Consider the following 2,857-nt stretch of genomic DNA (forward strand, 5'->3'; position numbering starts at 1 on the left):
CTGTCTACGCTTAAAGACTAATGTTACCATTAGCCCTCCAAGACTCGCTACGAGCGAATGGCTAGTTCTTACTCGGCGGGAATCCCACCCGCTATATGATACGACCTAGGCTCGGCCGCACAACTGCCACGTTACTTGAATAAGAAAAAGCGTCTCCACTTATTGTAGAAACGCACTCGTTGCTTCTATTTAGATAACTCTTTTTTAATTTTAATAATGTGAAAGTTTTTTGTTTAGATAAAATGTGATTAAAGCAACTACTATTAAAACTGGAATTGCATAAATTTGTCCAACAAACAATTTCCACCCCACCGTATTATAGCCTTCTGATGCAGGAATGAAGACTGCAATTATACTAACAATTATATAGGATAATAATGGCGGAATTATTTTTTTCATAGCACATCACCTTTAGTGTAATTTTACACAATTGTAACAAATATCACCGATATTGTAAATATTTTCTATAAGGTCTTCTTAAACAAACCTGCATCCGTCAGTTTAAGTACCATCCACAATCGCTTAAAATCACTTAACTCTCCATATTACGTACAATTTTTATAAGATCAGGTAGCTTACGGATTTCATACGTCGGCTTAATTCCTATATTGTTTTCCTTGATATGTGGATTGAACCAGCAGGTGTCAATCCCGTAATTTATTCCCCCCTGAATATCGGAGGTCAGAGAGTCGCCCACGATCAACACTTTAGCTTTATCTGTAACCTGTAGCTTGGAAAACGCATAATCGAAAATACCCTTTTCGGGCTTCAGGAATCCAGCCTCTTCAGAAATAATAATATGCTCAAAAGTATTACAGAGAGGGGACCTCCCGATTCTTGATGTCTGCACATCCGTGAATCCGTTTGTTATAACGGCCAGCCGACAACTGACAAGATTTTCACATAATTTTACGGCTCCCTGTACAAGATGTGTTTCCTTGCCCAAATATCCAAGATAAACACTGCTAAACGTATCTGCATTGATTTCAAGCTCTTGCGCAAGGAACAACCTCCTAAATCTCTCTACTCTCAGTTCTGATAAAGTGGTAAGCCCCTGTTCCAAATCTCTCCATAATACCTTGCTAATCTCTTTATAATTGGCTTCATATCTCACCAATCCCGTAGGCAATCCGAACTCTACAAAAGCTTTATGTAGTGCCTTTTTTTCCGACAAACCGAAGTCGAACAATGTATCATCCACATCGAACAATATGATTTCGTATTTCATAACTACCTCCATTAATCGGTACCGACCTAATTTGGACACTTATCTCAATTCTTTTCATAACAATAACATTGATGAACTCTCTTGATTGTCCTTTTATTGTTTCTTTATCTGCTCCTATATAATGGCAAATACTCAACCTGGATATACCTTTGGAAATTCACCTTTTTTAATAGCTTAAAATAAGAACAATTTCCATAATATTATACTGTATAGGTAGGATGCCTTGTGCAACTAACCTGCTCCGTTAGTTCAACAAGAAAGAGCTGCCACGATGACAGCTCAGATCTTAAACTCAAGCACCCGATAGTTGAATAAGCTCGTTTAAATTTGAAAGGATTGAACCAAACATTCTTCATTATCAACAATTTTCTTCTCTTCTTCAAAGTCTATATATAGCTCACGATAAATTTTTCTCCAAAATAAAACAGCAGGTTTATTCTTGGCTAATTCAACAACAAAATATCTACCCTTTTTCTGTTTAAACAATTCCTCTAATAATGAAATTGCAATACCTTTTCTCCTGAATTTTTTCAACATAAAGATATCATTAATACTGAAATCATAGTCTTTATTTAAAAAAGGTCTTTCTAAGAGCAGTAAAAAACCTACAATTTCCTGATTTTTTTTTAGAAAATATGGTGTTAACCCATCTCTCTCCCAGATTAATTCAAATGAGTCAAACTCAAAAGAACCACTTGTTGATATGTCTAAACCATCGGTAAATTCAGAAAGGTCGTGTAAATAAAGGGAATATAAGTTGCGAAGAATATGCTTTTCATCTTTAGATAGTAATTTTAATGAAACAGTCATTTTTATACCTCATTTTCAATTAAATAACTTCTCAACTTTGTTAATTTCTACATAGACTTGAATTTTTCCTTTTTATAACTATCCTGCCCTGTTAGTGAACAAGAAAAAAGGCTGCCGCAGCAACCTTTTGTTTAACTTAAGCACCCGTTAATTGAAGAAGGAATATTAATTTTTTAGTCGTTATTCTTAATTAAAATTTGGTTGTTAATATGATGTTCCATATGTTCAAGGTAGTCCTGTATAAGCCACTCTAATGTTTTTTGATGGTTATTACCAATATCACATAGATAAGTTAATTTCTCTGTAGGAGTATTCATAATTATATTTATGATTTGCTTATTTAGTGTTTGAAACAGAGTTAGTATTTCATCAAGAGGTCTCTCTTGATAATTCTGAACTACCATCCATTGTTCTTGATTATAAGACTGCATAACATAAGGTTGTTCTTCATATTGAATTTTTACAAACCTCTCAATATTATTTATTGCAGAGTCACAAAGATGTCCTAATATCTCTTTTTTAGACCATTTATTTGGAGATGGTCGATTAGATATTTCTATTGCTGACATTGAGTTGTATTCATTTGGTAATGTATGTATCCAGTGGTTTATTCCATTAATTACATTTTTCATACTCCTTCACCCTTTCAATATATCTAAAAAACAATATTCGACTAAAAACCTTAAAATCCCTTGTTCAACTAGTTGAGTAGAAGAGAACCTCTCTACCTCGCGGTAGATTGTGTTTCTCCCCCCTCGCAGAACCGTGCTTGCGCTATTCACGCACACGGCTCCTCCTAGTTATCATTCACAAGATGTA

At 34.5% G+C, this 2,857-nt stretch carries 4 protein-coding genes; all 4 read right to left on the reverse strand.

Translation table 11 applies throughout. The features are described from left to right. Window positions 1-210: 210 nt before the first annotated feature. Window positions 211-399 carry a DUF4017 family protein gene (locus KW850_RS32410; protein ID WP_218351702.1) on the reverse strand — a complete coding sequence of 63 codons (189 nt, stop codon included), beginning with the start codon at window positions 397-399 and terminating at the stop codon, window positions 211-213. 133 nt (window positions 400-532) lie between these two features. Continuing rightward, window positions 533-1,228: a YjjG family noncanonical pyrimidine nucleotidase gene (locus tag KW850_RS32415; protein WP_218351703.1), complete on the reverse strand. Its 696-nt coding sequence runs from the start codon at window positions 1,226-1,228 to the stop codon at window positions 533-535. A 321-nt stretch (window positions 1,229-1,549) separates the two neighbouring features. Next, window positions 1,550-2,038, reverse strand: a complete 489-nt coding sequence (locus KW850_RS32420) for a GNAT family N-acetyltransferase (protein WP_218351704.1) — start codon at window positions 2,036-2,038, stop codon at window positions 1,550-1,552. A gap of 173 nt (window positions 2,039-2,211) precedes the next feature. After that, window positions 2,212-2,670, reverse strand: a complete 459-nt coding sequence (locus tag KW850_RS32425) for a DinB family protein (RefSeq protein WP_218351705.1) — start codon at window positions 2,668-2,670, stop codon at window positions 2,212-2,214. Window positions 2,671-2,857: the final 187 nt, after the last annotated feature.

The sequence above is a fragment of the Bacillus sp. sid0103 genome, from assembly GCF_019219025.1.

Bases quoted from the DNA above. Each gene is read 5' to 3' on its own strand.
- KW850_RS32420 (WP_218351704.1), bottom strand. From the start codon at position 2,038: ATGACTGTTTCATTAAAATTACTATCTAAAGATGAAAAGCATATTCTT.
- KW850_RS32410 (WP_218351702.1), bottom strand. From the start codon at position 399: ATGAAAAAAATAATTCCGCCATTATTATCCTATATAATTGTTAGTATA.
- KW850_RS32425 (WP_218351705.1), bottom strand. From the start codon at position 2,670: ATGAAAAATGTAATTAATGGAATAAACCACTGGATACATACATTACCA.
- KW850_RS32415 (WP_218351703.1), bottom strand. From the start codon at position 1,228: ATGAAATACGAAATCATATTGTTCGATGTGGATGATACATTGTTCGAC.